Origin of the sequence: Hoylesella buccalis ATCC 35310, from assembly GCF_025151385.1 — a bacterium.
In the GTDB taxonomy this organism is placed as follows: domain Bacteria; phylum Bacteroidota; class Bacteroidia; order Bacteroidales; family Bacteroidaceae; genus Prevotella; species Prevotella buccalis.
Map to the genome: position 1 here is coordinate 2,380,517 of NZ_CP102287.1, position 22,703 is coordinate 2,403,219.

Here is a 22,703-nt window from a genome sequence, read left to right on the forward strand (position 1 = left end):
GCATCACACCATTTTCCAAATATGTTTCGGAGCGTGATAAATCTCGCCCCTACGGGTGACACCGATTATCCTTAATTCAGTAGGGGTAAGTAAATTCTTCTAAGAAACAACCATCGTAGGGGAGAAATGCGAAGGGTGTCATCAGTCTGGTTCTCTCGAAAGCTTTGAGTTCCTCACAACGGGAGATGTATGGGGCGATGCGCTCGGCATTGTCGTGTGCAAATTCCGCGAGTCGCATCATGGCTCGGTATTGTCGCGAAGCAGGACGCACGGAAGGGTTGCTAAGGTCGTGATATACCCCGATGGTGCCGTCCCACCCTTTCTCATACCACGAATCCTGCGGGATAAAAGCTAGGGCGTAAAGGCTTTTCTGCTTCAACGAGAAGTCTGACGAGCGCGCACTCTCTTCCAACAGGTTGATGGCATGGCCCACGAAGTCCATGTTGCTGGTCTTAGTGCTGTCTTGCGCAGAGCTGAGACCATACTGCGTGAGCCACCAGCAGTCGCCCAAATAACTGGCCTGATAATAGAGCGAGGCCAGTTCGTAGGCCTTTTCGAGACGCTGCTCCGATGGCCGCATGTTGCGATAGAGATGCTGCACAGCAAGAATACGACGGCAAAACTCTACTTTCCGGTTTGTGGTAAGCAGGGGCATGTAACCCTCAAACTCGTCCTCCGCTTTCTGTTTGGTCAGCCACCGCTCCGTCTCATAGCTGCGATGACGGACATAAGGCACGATGTTCTGGGTATTGAGAAAGGCCATACTCACCTTTTCAAGATAGGGAATAGCCTCGGAAAACCTCCCTCGTACCATGAGTTTGGTGCCGATAAGGTCGTTGTAATAATCGGCATCGCGATAGCATTTACCCCACACATAGCGTTGCAAAGCATCCTTGGGCTTCTTGCTGAGAAAATGCGCATAATGCTTGAGCTGCTCCACATTAACGCTGTCGAGAGCCTCGAAATACTCGCCCAAATAGTCTGAGTTCCATGGCTTGTAGGCGGCCTTGAAGTCAGGATGTCGCCAGTTGGGCATACCCCAAATGTGATTGGACTCGTTATTCATCATGCAGAGCATTGCCATGGCCATCGTGCGGTCGCCCGATTTGAAATAGCGGGGCACCAATCCGTTGTACACGATGCGTTCTTTCACGTCGCGATAGTGGTCGTCGGTCAGCACACTGTCGGTTATATCCTGCTTCGACTTAGCATCGAGCCACTGCAATTCGGCCGCCATCCATTGGCGATACTTCCTTTTCATCGGCTCCACAAACACAGAGTTGGCCGCGTAGATGGCGCGCGCATTGTCCTTCATGCGGGGCGTTCCGTTGAGGGTAAGCGCTTTGGCGAGGTCGATTTTAGCCTGTTGATAGTCGCCCATTTGGTGCTCCAGACAACCTATGGCCGACATCCAGAGGCAGGGCGTACGGCTCTTTCCACCGGCCAGCACCTTACGGGCAAAATCGATAAACTGCCGAGCTTCGGGCTTATAAATGGGCTGCGCACCTATCTCCTTAATCCAGTTCACCTTGTCGGAATCCTCCGGATAAACTTCTTTCGAGAGCCATTCGTTGGCGTAGACATCCTGCGTTTCCTGTAAGTTGTTCACAAAGTCCTGCACAAGATAGAGCAACGTGGGCGAATTGGGATTTTCGGCAAACACCTTGCTGATACCGGCAAGGTTGCGATAGTTGCGCACGCTGTATTGCAAACTTGCAAAGTCTTCCTGCGCAGCATAGATTTCCACTGCCTCACGACGTTGCCCAAGGCGCAGGAGACAACCCGCATAGAGGTTTTGCATCAGGTCTCGGTAGACGCTTTGTGGCAGTTTTTGTCCCTGCCGCGTCCAACAGTTCATGGCCTCGCGATATTGTTTCAGGGCGAAATGCGTGCGCATTACCATCAGCATATACTGCGCCCGAAACCTTCTTCCCTTGTATTTTCGGGCCTCAGCCTGAAGTTCTCGCATGGTGACCTGGCTCTGGGCAATTTTCTCCTTCGACGGATATTCCCAAGCGTCGTAAAAGACAGAGGCATCGATGTAGGAATTGAGCAGCCTCAGGTAGCCCATCATCTCGGTGTCTCCCCTGCGCTTGGCCACATCCATCACCACCTCCCTGCTCCATCGATAGGAAGAAAAACGGGGATCGTTGTCAACGTATTTGTTCCAAAACACGTCGGTCTCGGTTGCGAAACGATCTCCCATCAAGCTGCGATGAAACACGCTGAAAAGGTAATAGTTGTGGGTAGGCCCCTCAAATGCGCATGCCATTGCACCGAGACAGGGCATCAGGGCCAGGATCAGGGTAACTAATCCTGTCCGAAAATTAATGCTGCTGATAGATATTTTCATAGTCGTTGGGAGTAAAACGGTTGATATTCTTATTGTTGAGATGATAGAGTATCACCTCACTGTTGGCATCCGGACGCAGACTGTCAACAGCCCGCCGGGCAGCCATGATGTCATCAAGTTCAGGCTGGCGCGTGGCTACGCTGTCGCCCTGCAACACGGGAAAATCGTCATCACCATGCATAATACCCACATATTTGCCATCGCGGAACAGCACACGCCACGTGAATAGCGGGTAAGCGACATTGAGAGGCAATTTGTATCGGGACAAACTGTGCAGATAAGGTCTCACGTCTTTCATGTCGAGAATGGGCTTATGGACAGAGAGTTGGGTAAAATCACCGGTGTTGTACATCATCAAGGTGCCCTTGTCCACAGGCGGAACTTCGAGCGACAACTGATGCAGACGGATGGTAGCCGACAGTGTCAACTTATGCTCGTGGCAGAGATCGCGCATACGTCGGAGCATACTGAAATAGCGTTTCTGCGTGCTCATGGTCCAGTCGCAGTCTATTTGGATTTCCCTGATGCCCTTGATGTCGTGCGTTTCGTTCATCTGTAGAATACGGCGAAACACTTGGTCGGCTATGTCATCAATGCTTCCCGCTTGGAAACGATTGACGATAAACACTACGGGCACAATCTCGACACCTTGCGGCAGGGTGTCGGCAAAGGTGATTGTGGCATTGGGCATGGGGTGCATCTCGTCGTCTGGTGTCACGTCGAAATATCTGACGTAGAGTTTTTTCACATGGTGCATGCGAAGGAAGGCACGCTCGGAAGAATCAAGTCGGAAAGTGGTGCGCCAGTAATATATGCTGCGGGTGGCAACTTCGTTTGGTTGCCTGCCACCACAAGCTGCAAGGAGCAAAGTACAAAAGAGTGATATCCAAAGTTTAGTCATTCTCCGGAATTTTTGAATAAAATTATAAAAATATTGACTAACAACAAAAACAATGAGAACAAATATTGGCAAGGAAGGCAAAAAAACACCATATTCGAGCCAGAACACACGAGTCGCGGCATGATGGATTCCTTTTCGGCCAGCACTTTTATACACTTTTCCTCGCTCGTTTCCCAATCTTTTTCGTAAATTTGCACATTATAATATAAACGTTTATCATAACGACATGTCATTAAAATGTGGTATTGTAGGGTTGCCAAACGTGGGCAAGTCTACCCTATTCAACTGCTTGTCGAGTGCCAAGGCACAGGCAGCAAATTTTCCTTTTTGTACGATTGAGCCCAACGTGGGCGTGATAACAGTACCCGATGAACGGCTCACCAAACTGGCAGAGATTGTGCATCCGGGGCGCATTGTGCCTGCCACATGCGAGATAGTAGATATTGCAGGATTGGTAAAGGGGGCGTCCAAAGGCGAAGGCTTGGGCAACAAATTCTTGGGAAACATACGCGAATGTGATGCGCTGATACACGTTATCCGCTGTTTCGACGATGACAACGTGGTACGAGAAGGCGGTATGGCGGTGAATCCCGTCAGCGACAAAGAGGTGATTGACACCGAATTGCAACTCAAAGACTTGGAAACCATTGAGGCACAACTATCCAAACAGCAAAAAATAGCTGCTTCGGGCAACAAGGAAGCCAAGACGCTTGTTACCGTATTAGAAGCCTACAAAGAGGTGCTGGAGCAAGGAAAGAACGCACGGACGGTTTCGTTCGACACCAAAGAGGAAGAGGAGGCAGCGCACAACTTGTTTCTGCTGACCACCAAGCCCGTACTGTATGTGTGCAATGTGGACGAGGCAAGTGCCAAAGAGGGCAACGCTTATAGTGCCCAAATAGAGAAAATTGCCCAAGAAGAGGGCGCCGAAGCCATGGTGATTGCCGCCAAGACAGAAGAAGATATTGCGTCTTTGGAGACCTACGAGGACAAGCAAATGTTTTTAGAAGAGTTGGGATTGACCGAAAGTGGCGTGAACCGCCTCATCAAAAAGGCTTATTCGCTGCTCAATCTGCAAACCTTCATCACGGCTGGCGAAATGGAAGTAAAGGCGTGGACATACCACAAAGGTTGGAAAGCACCACAATGTGCTGGCGTCATCCATACCGATTTCGAGAAAGGTTTTATCCGAGCAGAGGTCATCAAATACGATGATTACATCAAATATGGCAGCGAGAGTGCCGTCCGTGAAGCTGGAAAATTAGGTATTGAGGGCAAGGAATATGTGGTGCAAGACGGTGACATCATGCACTTTAGATTTAATGTTTAACAATCGACAATTGGGCTAATAAGCCTGATTAGGCGAATTAGCCCAATAAGCCCAATAACAAAACAATATGATAGACCATCTACTTTACATTTTGTGGAATCCTGATTTAGAGATATTCCGCATCGGCAATTTTGCCATTCGTTGGTATTCAACCTGCTGGTTGATAGGACTTGCCTTGGCATACTTCATCGTGAAATGGCTCTATAAGGACCAAAAGGTGAAGGATGCGTATTTCGATCCGCTGTTTATATATTGTTTTTTGGGCATTTTAATCGGTGCCCGATTGGGACACTGCTTGTTCTATCAGCCCGAATACTTTTTGTCTTCGTGGACGCATGTCGTCGAAATGTTCCTGCCTATTCACCAGATGGCGGACGGTTCATGGAAGTTTACGGGGTACGAGGGATTGGCTTCGCACGGTGGTACGATAGGACTCATGGTGGCACTCTATCTATACAATCGCAAAACAGGCATGAACTTGTGGCATGTACTCGACGACATTGCTATCGCCACTCCTATCACTGCGTGCTTTATCCGCTTGGGCAACCTCATGAACAGCGAGATTATCGGCACACCAACCAATGTGCCTTGGGCTTTTATCTTTGAGCGGGTAGACATGACGCCACGCCACCCAGGACAGTTGTACGAAGCGATTGCCTACTTTTTCTTCTTCTTCGTCATGCTGCATTTCTACAAGCGAACCTCCAAAAAGGTGGGTACTGGCTTCTATTTCGGCTTGTGCCTGACCCTCATTTTCACGTTCCGCTTCTTCATAGAATACACCAAGGATATACAAGTTGACTTCGAGTCGGGCATGATTTTCAACATGGGACAACTGCTGAGCATTCCTTTCATCATCCTTGGCATTGCTTGCATGAGGGGTGGAAAATGGATGAAAAAGTTGGGAGCGAAATGATATTTTCTCCCCTACGCTAAGACTTACTGCGGCATCCACCCTACTTTGAAAGAAGGAAGGTGGATGCTGATGAACAAAATAACAATCAACATACCTTTTATTCATGACTAACAAAACCTTTACTTTATTGGCTTTCTTAGCCTTGAGTGGTGCTTGTATGGCACAAAAAAGAGTGGAAAAAGAACTTTCCTCATGGCAATTCTCTCGCAATGGCGATGCGTGGCAACCAGTAACAGTGCCACACGACTGGGCAATCAAGGGACCATTTGACAAGCAGTGGGATCGCCAATTCTTGGGTATCACGCAAGACGGACAGCGCACCCCAATATGGCATACTGGACGTTCGGGTGGACTGCCTTGGTTGGGACGTGGCGAATATCGCACCACCATCAACGTAAACAACCTCGATGCACGCACCGAACTTTATTTCGATGGTGCCATGAGCGAACCTGTTGTCTATGTCAATGGCACTGAAGCGGGTCGGTGGGCGTATGGATACAACGCTTTTCGCATTGATATCACGCCCTACTTAAAACGGGGGGACAATAAGATACTGGTCAAACTGAACAACTTGGAGGAGAGCAGCAGGTGGTATCCGGGAGCTGGACTATATCGCCCAGTGACGCTGATTACGACCAACAAAACCTATATAGACCCTTGGCAAACGTATTTCCGCACCCTCTCCGTTTCGCAACAAGGAGCGGAAATTGCCGTGAATGCACAAGCAAAGGGACTCAGAGAGAACGACAAGCTCAAGACGCACATTATCCTAAAAGACAAAGACGGTAGGACAGTGGCACAGAATACGGTGGAAAACGATGCGAAAGGTGATGTGGCAACGACGTTCAACATCAAGAATCCACAACTTTGGAGTCCCGAACATCCCTATCTCTACACGTTACAAATCTGCGTGAAACGAGGCAGCAAAACTTTGGATGCCACCTCACAACAGGTGGGAATCCGCACCATAGCCATTACGAAAGAACACGGTTTTCAGCTCAATGGCATCACACGAAAGTTCAAGGGCGTATGTCTGCACCACGATTTAGGACCTCTTGGTGCGGCTGCCAACAAGGCTGCCATGATTCGGCAGATACGCATCATGAAAGATATGGGTGTAGATGCCATCCGTACTGCGCACAACATGCCTTCGCAAATGCAGATGCAGGTGTGCGACTCCATGGGGATGATGGTCATGGCAGAGAGTTTTGACGCATGGAAAGAACCAAAGGTAAAGAATGGTTACAACCGGTTTTACGATGAATGGTGGCGCAAAGACCTTACAAATCTGATTTTAGGGCATCGCAATCACCCATCTATCGTGATGTGGAGCATTGGCAACGAGATACCCGAACAAGCCAACCAGCAGGGTACGGAGCGCGCCAAAGCCATGGTAAAGTTTTGCCATAGCCTCGATTCTACACGCACCGTCACTTGCGGTGTGGACAATCCAGAGGGCAGCGTCGATTGCGGTTTCTATGCTGCCACAGACGTGCCGGGCTTTAATTATCGTGTGTTCCTTTACGAAAAACTCATTGACAAGCTGCCACAAGGGTTCTTGTTGGGTTCTGAAACATCGTCAGCAGTGAGTTCAAGGGGGGTATATAAATTCCCTGTAGAAGAGAAAAACATGGCGACTTACGATGACGGACAATGCTCATCGTACGACGTGGAGAAGGTGAGCTGGGGCAGTTACCCCGATGAAGACTTTGCCAAACAAGACGACCTGCCCTACTCTATCGGTCAATTCGTGTGGACAGGCATCGATTACATCGGTGAACCCACTCCTTATTACAGTTATTGGCCCTCACGAAGCAGCTACTTTGCGCCAGTCGACTTGGCAGGCTTGCCCAAAGATCGCTATTACCTATATCGCTCGGTGTGGAACACTTCCTCTCCCACCCTACACCTTTTGCCACATTGGACATGGCATGGACGTGAGGGAAAGGTAACACCCGTGTACTGTTATACGAGTTATCCCGAGGCTGAACTCTTTGTTAATGGCAAGAGTCAAGGACGCATCAAGAAGAACAAGGCATCCAAATTAGACCGCTACCGCTTGCGCTGGAACAACGTGGTGTATGAGCCGGGCGAACTGAAGGTGGTGGCATACGACGAGAAGGGCAAGGAAGTGGCTCAACAAACCGTTCACACCGCTGGTGCGCCTCATGCACTCAAGATTGAAGTAGATAAGCAACAGCTCGCAAACGACGGCAAGGACTTGCTGTATTACACTATTAGTATGGTAGACAAAGACGGCAACCTCTGTCCCGATGCCAACGACCTGTTGCTCTTCGAAGTGTCTGGCGCTGCCCGTTTCAAGGCTGTCTGCAATGGCGACGCCACGTCATTAGAGCCGTTCCACCTCCCCAATATGCACCTTTTCCACGGCAAATTGGTGGTAACAGTGCAAAGCAACGGACTGAAAGGACAAGTGCATTTAACCGTCAAAGCCCCTAAATTAGGATACGGCGCACGACACACGCTGTAAATGGAAGAGAGAGATTGTTAAAGTGGTTCACCACACTTCAACATATTTCCCCTATATTTAAGATGACGCAGTGCGTTTTGGACGCACTGCGTCATTATGCTTAACCTTACTACATAAAAACAAGGGCCATATCTTTTGGTAATATTGAACGCTAATCATTCTCGCAGCCTTCAGTCTTTAATCCTTCGAATATGGTTCCATTATAGCCATAACCACTGATTTGAGCTACCTCATCAAGTCTGACAAGAGAACTTCTCATATCGGTAGATTGCAATCTGGTTGTGCAACTTCCTTGAAACACAGACCTGCAATCATGGCAATCACACTTACTTTTGGAATCCGACATGAAGGGGATTTGTGTTAATAAATCGTAAATATTAGTTTGATTTTCAAAATATATTTCAATAATATCGATTATTTTTCATATTTTTGCAAAAGTATAATTACCACCTAAATCGTTATAGCTAATGCCACTGATTAAGAAAGTATCGATCAAAGATATTGCAGAGGCTGCGGGCGTTTCCACGACCCTGGTTTCGTTCGTACTCAACGGAAAAGCTGAGGAATACCGCATCAACGCTGACACGGCGAAACGCATCATGGATACGGCCGAGAGCATGCGCTATCGACCCAACATTGTGGCACAGAGCCTGCGCGGTGGGCGTTCGCGTGTCGTCGGTATCGTATTACCAGACATATCCAACCCTTTCTTCTCTTCTTTGGCACGTCTGTTTGAAGACATGTCTGCCAATTTTGGCTACACTGTCTTTTTCGGTAGTTCAGACGAACGTCCAGACCGCATGCGGAAAACAGTTGGAAACCTAATCAACCGCGGCGTGGACGGTCTGATTGTAGCCCCCTGTGAAGATACGGAAAGCTACCTTGTCAACGTGGCCAAAAATGATGTCCCGTTGGTACTCATAGACCGCTACTTCCCTGATACAGACATTAGTTATGTGGGATTGAACAATTACAAAGCTACCTACGACGCAACCAACTATCTGCTCAATTCAGGCTACCAGAGGCCAGCGTTTATTGCCTACGACCTAAACCTGATCCACATGAAAGAACGTACACGTGGATACTGCGAAAGTATGAAGAACGCAGGGAAGGAATCGGTGAGCAAAGTGTTCTATCTACAACAAAAAGTTGTAGTAGACCAGGCTAACGAACTGATGAAACGCGTGTTATCAGCAGGTTTCGACTCACTTATGTTCGCCACAAACCTCATTTCACTTTCGTGCCTGTATGCCATTCGGACACTCAACGAAAATGAAACGAGTAAGATAGGACTGGTGGGGTTCGACGGCAACCCAGTATTCGACTTTTATGAGCGACCTATAGCCTATGTTAAACAACCCATGGATCAACTGGTGAAATACACGCTAGAGGCGCTAATGGATAAGATTAACGGAAAAGAGGCACCGTCCATGTTGATTGATGGAAAACTCGCTGTAACAGGTGGCAAAGGATTGCCTCATGCAGAAGACGTTATAACGTAAACCAAATAGGAGGTGTCGTTGGATGCAAAACAAAAAACTAAAAGGTTTCAGCTAATATTTAATTACCTAACATAAAAATATAACTATGGGAAAAACAAGATTGAATAGTGAGAATCCAAAAATTGGAATTCGTCCTATCATTGACGGTCGCCGAGGTGGCATCCGAGAATCATTGGAAGACATGACCATGAACATGGCCAAACGAGTGGCCGACCTGTACGCATCGTCATTGCGCTACAGTAACGGTGACCCTGTGGAATGTGTTATTGCAGACACTACCATTGGCGGTGTGGCAGAAGCAGCACGTGTTGACGAACAATTGAAAAAACAGGGAGTTGGTGTAATTTTATCGGTTTCTCCCTGCTGGTGCTATGGTTTTGAGACCATCAACATGGACGGGGATTTGCCAAGAGCCATTTGGGGCTTCAATGGTACAGAACGGCCAGGAGCTGTTTACCTTGCAGCGGCACTAGCCGTTCACAATCAGAAAGGTCTGCCTACATTCGGCATCTACGGTCGTGACGTACAGGATGTGGATAGCGAGGAGATTCCCGAAGATGTGAAAGAAAAGTTGCTGCGTTTCGCAAAGGCAGGTTTGGCAGTTGCCACCATGCGCGGAAAAGCATACTTATCCATCGGAAGCGTGTCAATGGGTATCGGTGGCTCTATTCCCAACCCAGATTTCTTCCAGGATTATCTCGGCATGCGCAACGAATATGTCGATGCCAGCGAAATTGAACGACGTATCAAACTCGGCATCTACGACCACGAGGAATTTGACAAAGCCATGGCTTGGACCGAGAAGTATTGCAAAACTAACGAAGGAAAGGATCACAACCCCAAACACCTTATCTATTCACGGGAAGAAAAAGATGCAGTTTGGGAATATGTTGTCAAGATGACCATGATTTTCCGTGACCTGATGATTGGTAACCCCAAGTTGGCTGAAATGGGATTCAAAGAAGAGTCCAACGGTCACTACGCTTTGGTGGGTGGATTCCAAGGACAGAGACAATGGACGGACTTCAAGCCAGACGGTGATTTTTCAGAAACCATCTTGAATAGTTCTTTCGACTGGAATGGTATTCGTGAGGCCTTTACGTTCGCTACCGAAAATGACACGCTGAATGGTGTTTCAATGCTGTTCAACAAGCTATTGAGCAACCGCGCACAGATCTTTGCGGACGTCAGGACATACTGGAGTCCCGCTGCCTACGAGCGCGTGACGGGCCAGAAGTTGGAAGGCGATGCAGCCAACGGATTCATCCACCTGATCAATTCCGGCTCTTGCACACTCGACGGTTCTGGAAGACAAACAGAAAACGGCAAGCCTGCCATGAAACCTTTCTGGGAAATCCAGGAAAAAGAAGCTGAGGCATGCCTCCAAGCTACAACATGGTATCCATCAAACCGTGACTATATGCGGGGTGGCGGTTTTTCTGCACAGTTCCAAACCAAAGGTGGAATGCCGCTCACTATGTGCCGTCTGAACCTGATTAAAGGTCAGGGACCTGTTTTACAGATAGCCGAGGGATGGAGTGTGGAATTAAACGACAAATCCTTTGCCGCCATCAACGAGCGTACTGACGCCATTTGGCCATCTACCTTCTTCGCTCCACGCCTGACAGGCAAGGGATACTTTAAAGATGTATACTCCGTCATGAATAATTGGGGAGCTAACCATGGAGCCATCAGCTACGGACACATCGGTGCCGACCTCATTACATTGGCGTCGATGCTGCGCATCCCCGTATGCATGCACAATGTTCCCGAAGAACAGATTTTCCGACCCAGTACTTGGACTGCATTTGGTGAAGACATGGAAGGCAGCGACTTCCGTGCATGCAAAAACTTCGGACCCTTATACAAATAAAACACCTGGACAAGTGCTTGTTTGACAGGGCAAGCACTTGTCTACCTAAATACATGCATGATGAAAAAACACATATTGCTGGCGTGCATGATCCTTACAGGATTAACAGCATGCAATGAACAAAAAGAAATAAAGATGGGAAGCTATGCATACGATGCCCAGTTCTTAAAAGATCACGGCATCAAATACGTGGAGTTAAAATCAAAAGATGGAAGTGCAAAAGTAATGGTCGTTCCCTCTTGGCAAGGCCGTGTGGTAACCACGTCTGCTGCTGGTGATGAAGGCAACAGTTACGGTTGGATCAACTACCGTTTCATTGAGGCTGGGAAACAAAGCGACCAGTTCAACCCTGTGGGTGGTGAAGAACGCTTCTGGCTGGGTCCTGAAGGCGGACCATACTCCCTGTATTTTGCGAATGGCAAAGAGCAGGTTTATGACAACTGGAAAGTTCCTGCCGTCATCGACACCGAAACCTTTGACGTCGTAGAGAGCAATGATACGGTCATTCAGTTCAAGAAAAGTACGTCGGTCAAGAATGCTTCTGGGGCTGTTTTTGACCTAGACATCAACCGAAAAGTTTCGCTGTTATCCAAAACATCAATCGAACAACGGTTGGGTATTACGTTTCCGACTGATGCCAAACTTGTAGCATACGAGAGTCTGAATAAGATTACCAATACCGGCAAGGAAGCATGGACGAAGAAGAATGGATTGATATCCATCTGGATGTTAAGTCACTTCAATCCAACCCCAACAACAACGGTATTCATTCCATACCATGAAAATGCCGAAGGCAAGATTGTCAACGATGAATATTTTGGTAAGATTCCGGCCGACCGTTTGAAAACACAAGATGGCATACTCTATTTTAAAATAGACGGCAAGTTGCGCTCGAAGCTGGGCATTCCCCCGATGCGCTCAAAGGGTTTGTGCTGCAGTTACGACTCAGAAAAGAAAGTGCTGACCATCTTGCGTTGCAACATGCCAGAAAAGCCAGGAGCCTATCTCAACGGACAGTGGGGAAAACAAGACGACCCCTTTGCTGGAGACATGCTGAATGCTTATAACGACGGTCCTGTAGAAGATGGTTCTATCATGGGGCCCTTCTACGAAATTGAGACCTCATCGCCTGGTGCAGAACTGGCTGTGAACGAATCGCTTCTTCACAAGCAGGAAACCTTCCACATCCAAGCAGAAGAAGACATCCTTAACCCGATTGTCGAAAAGCTCTTTGGTGTCAATCTGGAAACCATCAAAAGTCAATTTCAATAACTATGTTATAGAAGGGCTCTTCCGGACAAAGAGTCCTTCTCTAAAAAGCTTCATCAAATCAAATAATACCAACACAATATGAGATATATAAAAAGAAGCGGAGTCATTGCAATTCTTATTTTGACAGGTTTGTTCCTGCCAAACAGTATGACAGTGGGGGCTACCGGCACACTAGATGGTTCTCAACCAGGAAATGCGAGCCAGCAGACGAACCAACAACAAAAATTTGTTAGCGGAAACGTAACAGATGCAGAAACACAAGAACCTCTCATTGGCGTTAGCATCAAAATAAAAGGAACGAACATCGCTGCAATCACTGACGCAAACGGGCATTACCAGATACAACTTCGAACAAGCCAAGACATCTTGATCTTCTCCTATATCGGAAAAAAAACAGTTGAGATACGCACCAATGGCAGGGCAAGGTTGGATGTAGTGATGGAGAATGATGAAAATACACTCTCTGATGTCGTAATTTACACGGGATATCTAACCCAGAAGAAAGCCGATTTGACGGGGTCTGTAGCCATTGCCAATCAAGCTGATATTGCTAGAGGAAACTCAGCGAATGCCATGAAAGGACTTCAGGGGAAAATGGCTGGCGTACAGATTACGACCAATGGTGGCAATCCTGCTGAAAGTGTCAACATCCAGATCAGAGGACTTTCGTCACTGTCGGGAGGTATCAAGCCCCTCATCGTCTTGGACGGAATGCCAACAGAGGGGCTAAACCTTCGTGACATTAATGCAGGTGACATTGAGTCTATTCAAGTATTAAAAGATGCAGCTTCAGCCAGCATCTATGGGGCAAGAGCTTCTGGCGGTGTTGTTCTGATTCAAACCAAGAAAGGCAAGCAAGGCAAAACAACGATAGAATATCATGGAAGTGTTTCTTCCAACACCGTCATCAACAAACCAAAGCTGATGAATGCTGTAGAATATGGTACAGCCGAATTCAGGGCACAGGCCTACGACGAGAAAGTGTACGGAACCGCCATGTCGTTACCTACAACTTATGACTTTCTATGGCACAGAGATGCGAACGGTTATGCCTGTCTCGATGCTGCTACACCGGCAGAATGGCTCACGCCCAACAAGAAAGTAGCCGGCGCAAATACGGACTGGATGAATGAAATTTTTAGGACTGCAGTTTCAACAAACCATCAACTGACCATTTCATCAGGTAACGACAAGAGTCGCAGCTTGTTCTCATTGGGTTATTTTAATAACCAGGGAACACAAATTCATACATTCTTCAAGAAATATTCTATCAGAGCCAACTCTGAATATAACTTATTGCAAAACCGTTTGAAGATTGGAGAAAATCTGGCGGTGTCGTATCTACAGTACCGAGGCCAAAACGAGACACGCTGGGCTATGATCAATCCCCCTGCAGTCCCAGTCTATGACAAAGACGGAAACTGGGCTGGAGCTGCTGGCTTTGACGATTTCAGCAATCCCGTTCGCTTATTGGAAATGAACAAAAACAACGTCAACAACTACGTCAAAATTATCGGAAACATTTTCCTTGACCTCAATCTATGGAAAGGCTTGTCTGCCAGGACTCAGTTTGGCATAGACTATGGTAACGCTTACAGCAGGACCATTGATGGTATCTGGTCGGAGACAGGTGGAAGAAGTAGCAATGGCGAGAACTATGTGGGCAATAGCCAGTCGCATCCACTCAACTATGTGTGGACCAACACGCTGACATATAACTATGCCAACAATCAACACGATTTGACAGTTCTTTTAGGACAGGAAAGCACAAGATACGTACAAGAGGGATTTTCGGCTCGCCGAGAAGGCGTTTATCTAGAGGACCGTGACTTTGCGCATATCGGTGTGACAACTGGCAAAAAATATTCACTAGGAAGTTCGGCAGACGAATATACCTACCTATCTTATTTTGGTAAAATCAACTACGTCTATGCAGGCAAATATCTCGCTTCTGCCACTATTCGTCGTGACGGTTCTTCCTTGTTCGGTGCGTCAAATCGTTGGGGAACCTTCCCAGCATTCTCTTTGGGATGGCGACTGAAAGACGAAAAGTTCATGGAAAACGCAACGTTTGTTTCTAACCTGAAACTTCGTGCCAGTTATGGTACCAATGGTAGCGTGCAAGGACTTCCTAGAGGATATACGACAACACCGTTCACACCCGACTATTTTGATACCTCTTATCCAATCAAAGGAAATGAGAACGGACATTTGGAATCGGGTTACAGGAGACTTTGGTTAGGTAATCCTGACTTAAAATGGGAAACCACTACGCAGACTGATCTGGGCATTGATTTCGGGTTTTTCAATCAAAGGTTAACGGGGTCGCTGGAATACTATTTCAAGAAAACGAAGGATATCTTGGTTCAGACTCCCTATATTGCAGCAATGGGAGAAGGCGGTGAGCCATGGATTAACGGTGCCAGCATGAACAACCAAGGAATAGAAATGGAGCTCACGTTCAGAAACAAACAAGGTTCTGCTTTCGAATACGAGATTTCTGCCAACATAGGCACCTATAAAACAAAGCTCACAAGCCTTCCATCAAATGTTATCAACAAGTATCCTGGTGACGGCATGAGAGATTTCGTATTGGACAAGACTCCCAACATCTTCTACGGTATGGTAGCCGATGGTATATTCAAGACACAGGAAGAAGTTGACAGACATGCCGAACAACCAGGAAAAGCCATTGGTAGAATTAGATACAAGGATTTAGATGGTGATGGTGTCATCAACGAACTCTATGACAGAACCTATATCGGCATTGCAGACCCAGACTTCTTCGGTGGGCTGAATGTTGACCTGCGTTACCACGGCTTTGACCTGAACGTGTTCTTCCAAGGCGTATTCGGTAACATGGTAGACAACGTTTGGAAACGAGAGAGCGACCTTTGGAATATCTCAGTACCTAAGGGAAAGAACCATCCTGTAAGGCTACTGGACGCATGGTCATTCGACAATCCAGACTCAGATATACCAGCCATCACCAACCAAACGGTAAACAACGAGAACAGATTTTCTACCTATTACGTTGAAAATGGGTCGTATCTCAAATTAAGGAATATAGAAATGGGATATACAATACCTCGTCATGCATTACAAAAACTTTTCGTCAAAGAACTGAGACTTTATGCCAATGCACGGAATGTCTTTACATTGAAGAAATCTTGGGGAAATGATCGTTATACCAGCTTTGACCCAGAGATGCCTGGCTATGGCTATCTACAGCCATTTTCTCTTACATTTGGCATTAACTTAAAATTCTAATAAAGCAATATGAAAAAAATAATCTTCATGATAGCAATGATACCCTGCATAATTGGACTCTGTAGTTGTACCGATTATCTGGATGTCAATCCCAAACAGGTATTGGACGACAACCTGCTAAACAAGCCCGAAGATGTCGATGGTTTTGTAACCGCTGCCTACGCCAGAATAACGGATATTCCTTCTTGGGACTCTCCTTTTGCCCCATGGTGGTCTGGCTCCATGCGCTCTGACGACTCCTACAAAGGTGGTGGCGGCACTTGGGACGGAGGAAACGGCTGGGGATACATGGAAACCTTTGTAAACCTCACGCCCAATGGGTGGCCACTCGATTATCCATGGTATGTCTCATATCAAATTATCCAGCGATGCAACACCGCTTTACAGAAGTTGGAAGGAGTTACTGCCGATGTCTTTCCTGCTGTAGACAGCCGTAGGGGTGAAATGTTATTCTTACGCTCATTTGTCTATTTCAGACTAAAAGAATTCTTCAAGTATATACCTTATATCGATGAGAGTGTGAAAGGAACCACTGCAGACTTTGAGGCCATTTCCAACAGAGACAAAGCAAAAGGAAACGATCAATACCTGTGGGAACATATCTTGACGGACTTCAAAAAAGCAGAAGAACTGCTCCCAATGACACAAGAAGACAAAGGGCGCATCACCAAAAATGCAGCTACGGCAATGGTGGCTAGAATCTTGATGTTTATGGCCTATGAGCAAGACGACAGACACCAGGTCGTTAACATCAACAAGGAACGTTTGCAAGAAGCACTCACCTATCTGAATAAATTGACAGACCAAGAAGGAGGGGCATTGGACTTGTGCAATGACTTCGGAACAAATTTTGTTTCAGAATCTGACAATTTAACCAAAGAATCTATTTGGGAAATTCAATATTCCATCAATGATGACAGTAGAACTGGAGGCAAGATTAACCGCAGCGAAGGATTGAACCATCCATGGCAATGGGGCGGATTCCAATGTTGTGATTTCCATCATGTGAGCTATACCATGGGCAATGCATTTAAGACAGGGTCTGATGGTCTGCCCATGTTTGATACCTACAACAATGACTCGTATGGTGACTACATCAAGGGGGCAAACGGTGAAGATGACAAGACCAAAATAGACCGTGGCAATAAAGCCTACTTTGACAAGTATACTTTCGACCCTCGGTTTAGTCATACAATCTGTGCACCAGGGCAGCCCTGGAAATATGATCCTAACTTGATATTTAAGAGTCAAGGTATCAGAAACGGAGCTGAATATGGCTATTTGAAATCACTGAAAGAGTTGCCAAATCCTAAATGTGAATGCTTGCTGTATGATGGCTGGCAGTTCAATTCCATGAACAAGCGTATGATTAGATATGACGAGATTATCCTATGGAAAGCAGAAGTGCTGATTCAACTAGACAGATGGGATGAAGCACTCCCCCTGATTAACAAAATCAGAACACGTGCAGCCAACAGTACAAGTCATTTGAAAGATGCAAATGGAAGATACATTCTTAATTACAAATGTGAGACATATAAGCCCGGGGTGAACTGCACTTGGGACAAAGACTTTGCGTGGAAAGCTTTGCAATGGGAAAACCGTCTAGAAATGGCTTGTGAAGGACGCAGATTTTTCGACTTACAGCGTTGGGGAATCTTAGAAAGTACAATGAATAAATATTTTGCCATTGAGAAGAACAGATTCTCTTGGATGCAAAATGCAAGATTCACCGCTGGTCGGGATGAATACTTCCCTATCCCTCAACCACAAATGAAATGGGCAAAAGGGAACTATGTTCAAAATCCTGGTTATTAATTTAAAAGGTAAAATTATGAAAGATAAAATAATAAAATATCTGTGTGCCTTGTTTGCAATCTTACTGATGGCGAGTTGTTATGACAGGGATATCATTGACAGTAAAGAATTTAATCACTTTATGCCACCTGTTGAAAATGTAACCCTTCAAAATGCAGACAACAGTGTAACGCTCTCATGGACTGTCCCTAAAGATATTCCAGAAGACATTGTAAGACCAGCAAGAATTGAAATACAAGTAGTTGAAAATGGTATCTATAGACAAAAGGTCACTTTGAGTGAAACGGATCCGAGCCATGCTGACATCAAAGTTGAAGCCGGAAAACCATACCGCTTCATCATTAAAATGGTCAGTTCTATCAAAAATGAAAATAGAGTGAAAGGAGAATCAGATCAAATCTATTCAAAAGGTGTCATTGTATCGAGATAATCACCGAATATTGCCGTGTGCAGAGTTAGGTGGATAGCCTAGACGTGAGATAGGCTATCCACTATAGAGAAAAACATTTGTCCAAATCTTTTTTACTAAAATATAAACGATTATACGAATATGAAAAAATTCATACACCTTACATTTGGTATCGCCCTCTTTCTAGTTTCGTGCGGAAATTCTGAATTTGACACGTTGAAATGGTCTGAGGTGAAAGTATCAACGGTAGAGTCCACCCTTATACCCTCCATCGAAACAAAAGAAGTTACCGCTACTATACAGATCGAACCAACAGACGCTATCGATTATCTGGAAATATCTAAAGTGGGTGCAGACGCATACACAGATCGAATAGAGGGGCACAAGTTGACTTCTCCTTTCCGGTATACGTACCAATTAACAGAAAATGACCCTGAACAGTTTTCTCTTGCTGTAGTAGCTTATTCTAAAGATGGGAGTAGGACACATCCCCTTTTCCTAAAAATAGACAACAGGAAAGGAATGTTTATCAACAGCGTCACTCGTATCGCACGTGTGACAGGCACTCCCATGTCTGGAGAGACGTTCCCTTCACCCAACAAGACCTCTTCTAGGTGGAATGTAGGAGGGACAGACCTCGGTATTATTTGGGAAATGTCGCCTGGAAAATACGGACTTTTCTTTGGAGACACCTTCGGTGCAGATTTTAAGCCGAACCCGACCGCTCCCGGTCCGAATGGCACATCTTGGCGAAGCAACGTTTTGGCTTTCTCTGAAGATACCCAACTCGACGATGGGCTGACAATCAGTAGTATGGCAGCCGATCGAAACGGTAGAGCCCGGGAAATTGTATATGGAGGTAAAGATGGGTCTGGATTTGGTGACTGGACCTCTATTCCTACTGCTGCTATCAGGGCAAATGGAACCGACTACGTACATTACATGAATATTAAGAACTGGGCTGGTTGGATAACCAATTACTCCAGTCTCTACAAATCTAACGACAACGGGCAAACATGGCGTAGGTGTACTAGCGTACGATTTTCAGAAAACAGTAACTTTGGACAAGCTGCCTATTTCAAAAAAGACGGCTATGTGTACATGGTTGGAACTCAAACAGGAAGGAATCATGCTGCTTATCTTGCCAGGTTCAAAGAAACTGACATAGAAACACAGGCTGCATATGAATATTGGAATGGTAAAACCAAACAATGGGTCCGTGGTGACGAGAGTAGTGCCACCGTATTGATTCCAGGAACCGTTGGTGAAGCTTCACTCATCTATAACGAATCATTCAAGAAATGGATCATTGCATATTTCAATGAGGCACTCTATAACATTACATTAAGATCTGCTGACAATATCACAGGTCCTTGGACAGAGCCTATCGAACTAGCTAGCGGCAGAAACTATGCTCAACTCTATGGTTCATTCTTTCACCCTCTTTCTTCAAAAGGGCGCAATCTATATTTTACCATGTCTATGTGGCTACCGTACAACACCTTCCTCATGAAGGTGGAACTGGGAGGCATGGGCAACTAGAAATATAATTTATAGGACAGGAAGGAAAATGCTAAAGATATTAAAATATCTATACTCCATCACTTTTGTGTTCATTCTGGCCATTCAAAGTGGCCCAACATATGCTATACATCTGAGTTGGGAGGAGAAAGAATACAATGGCGTATATACAGGAGAAGTACTCAATTACATCGCATTTCCCATTGGGGGAATGGGAGCAGGAATGTTTTGCCTGGATGGAACAGGCTCTATTTCACATCTATCTGTTCAAAATCATCCCGACTTTCACAACACACCTTATACCTATGCTGCCATTCACGTCAAAGGAGTGAAGCATGGGACAAAGGTGCTGGAGGGCCAAGTTCCTTTTTGGAAAGTTTTTGGACCTACACAGAGTGGTATGGGACAAGGAGATAAGACATACGGCTTGCCAAGGTTTCAACACGCATCCTTTCAAGCAAAATTTCCTTTCTCTACCATCCAATTGAAAGACAATGAAATACCTCTTGCTGTCAAGATTACAGGCTGGAGTCCTTTCATCCCAACAGATGAAGACAACTCAAGTTTACCGCTGGGATTGATAGAATATAAATTTACCAACACATCTACCAATATATTAGAAACAACATTTTCGTATAACGCAAAAAATTTTATTGATTCCAAAGGTAACATCAAAGCAACAAAAGGAGGCTTTAAGTTAGTCCCCCGAGACATCAACGAAGATCATGGAATGGCCATCTATGTAGATGATGCGAATGCACAAGTTGACTATTGCTGGTTCAGAGGCGATTGGTTTGACGCACAGTCGATTGCATGGGACAGAGTTTCTTCTGACCACATCACAACGAACATGCCTATTGAAGGAGTATCTCCAGGTGCATCCATTTTTGTTCCCATGACGCTTCAACCAGGAGAAACAAGAACCATCAGCCTCAACTTTTGCTGGTACTTTCCCAACTCTAACCTGACACGAGGCGTCGCAACTGTTACTGGCGAGGCTTTTGTAAAAGGGCCTTCTCAGGGTACCGAACCCTATCAGAACGACGTGACAGGTTTTATGGGCCGACAACTGCTCAACTCTTTCCGTGGCGGCGGTGATGCTGTTGTTGGAGAACTCGTATCAGACGAATTCAAAATCAACAGACGCTTTCTGAAATTTCTGGTCGGAGGTGGAAATCAACCCGAAAAGACATCCGTCAACTTGATTATTGATGGAAAGACGATTGAAACAGCGGCGGGTATCAACTCTGAAGCTATGTCTGAGAGGACATGGGATTTGCAGGCTTATCAAGGAAAGACGGCAAAAATCAAGATCGTTGACTTGAGTGCCTACCCATGGGGACACATCATGGTCGATCAATTTGTCTTGACAGACAATAAAGATGAAAACCTTTCGTCACCCTCAAGTCAAGCGTTCGTCTTAGAAAATTTTGAAAAACCAACTTTAGAGGGTTGGACCTTTCAAAAGCCAAACAAACCTATTGAAGACTCTGGAATAACGGATGGTATCTACGCTTACCGGCCATGGTACGCCAGCAAATTCAAGGATTTACAGGCTGTTATCCATTACTGGAATCAACACAAAGAACAGCTAAGGACTTCGACCGAACTTTTCCGTGATGCCTTCTTCGATTCCACCCTACCCGCTGAGGTTCTCGAAGCTATATCGAGTAACCTGTCAATCCTCAAGTCTACCACCGTGTTGAGACAGCACGACGGACGCTTCTGGGCCTGGGAAGGATCTGAAGATGAGGTAGGATCATGTCACGGCAGCTGTACGCATGTATGGAATTATGCACAGGCACTGCCCCACTTGTTCCCTGCAATGGAACGAACCATGCGCGAAACCGAATTCCTGGTCAACCAGAATGCGGAGGGACACCAGAACTTCAGGACGAACATGCCTATTTCACGTCCGTCACACGACTTCCATGCAGCTGCCGACGGTCAACTGGGAGGTATCATGAAAGTATATCGTGATTGGCGCATCTCTGGCAATGATGAATGGCTCAAGAGTTTGTACCCAGCTGTAAAAGCCAGTTTAGACTATTGCATTCGGACATGGGATCCCCATGAAAAGGGAAGCCTCACAGAGCCTCATCACAATACTTACGACATAGAGTTCTGGGGAGCCGACGGCATGTGCACCAGTTTTTATACAGGAGCTTTGGAGGCATTTGTACATATGAGTGAACATCTTAACAAACAAGCAGGAAAGTACAAGAAGCTCTTGAAGAGAAGCATTTCTTGCATGGATAAAGAGCTTTTCAATGGTGAATATTATTTCCAAAAAACACAATGGACAGGGTTGGAGGCTAAAAGTCCCACCGAGATTCCATCATTTGGAAGTAACTACCGCCATGCAGAAGCCCAGGAGTTGTTGAAAACTGAAGGACCTAAATATCAATATGATACCGGTTGTCTCTCTGACGGCATCCTCGGCATGTGGATGGCATCGGTTTGCGGACTACCAGAACCGCTGAACCAAACACATGTGAAAAGCCATTTGAACGCCGTATACCAATACAACCTGCGCAAAAACATGTACAACCACTATAATACTCAACGACCCTCTTATGCCATGGGAGGTGACGGAGGCTTGCTACTCTGCACATGGCCCAAGGGCGCAAAACCTACATTACCTTTCGTATACAGCAACGAAGTGTGGACGGGTATTGAATATCAGGTTGCTTCACATCTGATCATGAAAGGTGAAGTAGAAAAAGGACTCGAAATAGTCAGGCTGTGCCGCAACAGATACGATGGCAGACGTCGCAACCCATTTGATGAAATAGAATGTGGACACTGGTATGCACGCGCCATGTCGAGCTACAGCATACTTCAAGCCTTAACAGGTGTAAGGTACGATGCGGTTACTAAGACCATGTACATTAACTCACAAATTGGTGATTTCAAATCATTTATCAGTACTGATACTGGTTTTGGAACCATAGAACTGAAAAACAACCAACCCTTATTACATGTAGTTTACGGACAAATAGATGTGAAAAAATATCAGATAGAACATAACAACAACCACTAATAAA

At 46.0% G+C, this 22,703-nt stretch carries 13 protein-coding genes; 11 read left to right on the forward strand and 2 right to left on the reverse strand.

Annotated features, from left to right (window positions below):
• Nucleotides 1–76 precede the first annotated feature (76 nt).
• Nucleotides 77–2,353 (reverse strand): hypothetical protein, encoded by a 2,277-nt coding sequence (locus NQ518_RS09845; RefSeq protein ID WP_227962074.1) that lies wholly within the window; start codon nucleotides 2,351–2,353, stop codon nucleotides 77–79.
• A complete protein-coding gene (locus NQ518_RS09850) occupies nucleotides 2,328–3,254 on the reverse strand; it encodes a hypothetical protein (protein ID WP_227962073.1) in 927 nt (308 codons plus the stop codon). Before NQ518_RS09850 ends, NQ518_RS09845 begins: the two co-directional genes overlap by 26 nt.
• Nucleotides 3,255–3,480: 226 nt before the next feature.
• Between NQ518_RS09850 and ychF the strand changes: the two genes are divergently transcribed.
• The 11 genes from ychF to NQ518_RS09905 all read left to right on the forward strand — a co-directional run bounded on the left by ychF (nucleotide 3,481) and on the right by NQ518_RS09905 (nucleotide 22,699).
• Nucleotides 3,481–4,584: a redox-regulated ATPase YchF gene (gene ychF, locus NQ518_RS09855; protein WP_023057184.1), complete on the forward strand. Its 1,104-nt coding sequence runs from the start codon at nucleotides 3,481–3,483 to the stop codon at nucleotides 4,582–4,584.
• A 67-nt stretch (nucleotides 4,585–4,651) separates the two neighbouring features.
• Entirely contained in the window at nucleotides 4,652–5,500 is an 849-nt protein-coding gene (gene lgt, locus NQ518_RS09860; protein ID WP_227962071.1) for a prolipoprotein diacylglyceryl transferase, read from the forward strand.
• 103 nt (nucleotides 5,501–5,603) lie between these two features.
• Nucleotides 5,604–7,991, forward strand: a complete 2,388-nt coding sequence (locus NQ518_RS09865) for a DUF4982 domain-containing protein (protein ID WP_227206077.1) — start codon at nucleotides 5,604–5,606, stop codon at nucleotides 7,989–7,991.
• Between the two features lie 467 nt (nucleotides 7,992–8,458).
• Entirely contained in the window at nucleotides 8,459–9,493 is a 1,035-nt protein-coding gene (locus NQ518_RS09870) for a LacI family DNA-binding transcriptional regulator (RefSeq protein ID WP_227206075.1), read from the forward strand.
• An 85-nt stretch (nucleotides 9,494–9,578) separates the two neighbouring features.
• On the forward strand, nucleotides 9,579–11,366 hold the full coding sequence (locus NQ518_RS09875) for an L-fucose isomerase (protein WP_227206073.1): 1,788 nt from the start codon (nucleotides 9,579–9,581) through the stop codon (nucleotides 11,364–11,366).
• A 135-nt stretch (nucleotides 11,367–11,501) separates the two neighbouring features.
• Complete coding sequence (locus tag NQ518_RS09880) at nucleotides 11,502–12,638, forward strand: DUF6786 family protein (protein WP_227962069.1); 1,137 nt, start codon at nucleotides 11,502–11,504, stop codon at nucleotides 12,636–12,638.
• Nucleotides 12,639–12,716: 78 nt separating this feature from the next.
• Entirely contained in the window at nucleotides 12,717–15,908 is a 3,192-nt protein-coding gene (locus NQ518_RS09885) for a SusC/RagA family TonB-linked outer membrane protein (RefSeq protein WP_227962068.1), read from the forward strand.
• A 9-nt stretch (nucleotides 15,909–15,917) separates the two neighbouring features.
• A complete protein-coding gene (locus tag NQ518_RS09890; protein WP_227962066.1) occupies nucleotides 15,918–17,726 on the forward strand; it encodes a RagB/SusD family nutrient uptake outer membrane protein in 1,809 nt (602 codons plus the stop codon).
• A 16-nt stretch (nucleotides 17,727–17,742) separates the two neighbouring features.
• Complete coding sequence (locus NQ518_RS09895; protein WP_227962065.1) at nucleotides 17,743–18,156, forward strand: DUF4945 domain-containing protein; 414 nt, start codon at nucleotides 17,743–17,745, stop codon at nucleotides 18,154–18,156.
• 120 nt (nucleotides 18,157–18,276) lie between these two features.
• Nucleotides 18,277–19,677 carry a DUF4185 domain-containing protein gene (locus NQ518_RS09900; protein ID WP_227962064.1) on the forward strand — a complete coding sequence of 467 codons (1,401 nt, stop codon included), beginning with the start codon at nucleotides 18,277–18,279 and terminating at the stop codon, nucleotides 19,675–19,677.
• A gap of 28 nt (nucleotides 19,678–19,705) precedes the next feature.
• Nucleotides 19,706–22,699 (forward strand): GH116 family glycosyl hydrolase, encoded by a 2,994-nt coding sequence (locus NQ518_RS09905; protein WP_227962063.1) that lies wholly within the window; start codon nucleotides 19,706–19,708, stop codon nucleotides 22,697–22,699.
• Nucleotides 22,700–22,703: the final 4 nt, after the last annotated feature.

Excerpts from the sequence above, each read along its gene's own strand:
- NQ518_RS09845 (WP_227962074.1), bottom strand. The coding sequence starts at position 2,353 with ATGAAAATATCTATCAGCAGCATTAATTTTCGGACAGGATTAGTTACC.
- NQ518_RS09880 (WP_227962069.1), top strand. The coding sequence starts at position 11,502 with ATGGGAAGCTATGCATACGATGCCCAGTTCTTAAAAGATCACGGCATC.
- NQ518_RS09895 (WP_227962065.1), top strand. The coding sequence starts at position 17,743 with ATGAAAGATAAAATAATAAAATATCTGTGTGCCTTGTTTGCAATCTTA.
- NQ518_RS09900 (WP_227962064.1), top strand. The coding sequence starts at position 18,277 with ATGAAAAAATTCATACACCTTACATTTGGTATCGCCCTCTTTCTAGTT.
- ychF (WP_023057184.1), top strand. The coding sequence starts at position 3,481 with ATGTCATTAAAATGTGGTATTGTAGGGTTGCCAAACGTGGGCAAGTCT.
- lgt (WP_227962071.1), top strand. The coding sequence starts at position 4,652 with ATGATAGACCATCTACTTTACATTTTGTGGAATCCTGATTTAGAGATA.
- NQ518_RS09905 (WP_227962063.1), top strand. The coding sequence starts at position 19,706 with ATGCTAAAGATATTAAAATATCTATACTCCATCACTTTTGTGTTCATT.
- NQ518_RS09890 (WP_227962066.1), top strand. The coding sequence starts at position 15,918 with ATGAAAAAAATAATCTTCATGATAGCAATGATACCCTGCATAATTGGA.
- NQ518_RS09850 (WP_227962073.1), bottom strand. The coding sequence starts at position 3,254 with ATGACTAAACTTTGGATATCACTCTTTTGTACTTTGCTCCTTGCAGCT.
- NQ518_RS09870 (WP_227206075.1), top strand. The coding sequence starts at position 8,459 with ATGCCACTGATTAAGAAAGTATCGATCAAAGATATTGCAGAGGCTGCG.
- NQ518_RS09875 (WP_227206073.1), top strand. The coding sequence starts at position 9,579 with ATGGGAAAAACAAGATTGAATAGTGAGAATCCAAAAATTGGAATTCGT.
- NQ518_RS09865 (WP_227206077.1), top strand. The coding sequence starts at position 5,604 with ATGACTAACAAAACCTTTACTTTATTGGCTTTCTTAGCCTTGAGTGGT.
- NQ518_RS09885 (WP_227962068.1), top strand. The coding sequence starts at position 12,717 with ATGAGATATATAAAAAGAAGCGGAGTCATTGCAATTCTTATTTTGACA.